This is a genomic window from Pseudomonas sp. Irchel 3E19, assembly GCF_900187585.1.
Classification (GTDB): domain Bacteria; phylum Pseudomonadota; class Gammaproteobacteria; order Pseudomonadales; family Pseudomonadaceae; genus Aquipseudomonas; species Aquipseudomonas baetica.
In genome coordinates, this window is the sequence record NZ_FYDT01000087.1 from 13267 (window position 1) to 13518 (window position 252).

Sequence of the window (252 nt, forward strand, 5' to 3'; positions counted from 1 at the left end):
AGCGCCGTGCGGCGAAGCCGCATTCATCGAGAGGAGGTGCAGCGAAGCAAACCGTAGGCGATGCCCCCGGATGGACACCGTAGCGAGGGAACACTGAGCCTAGGCGAAGTGCCGTACGTCAGGGTAAATGAACGAGCCCCATGAAAGACAGGACACCGTTTCCCCCTTACGATAAGGGATAGGCAAACGGTTATGTTTATGACTAATAGCAACGATAAGAGTGGTGAGCTTTTGGGCCAGGAGCGGCGTCGT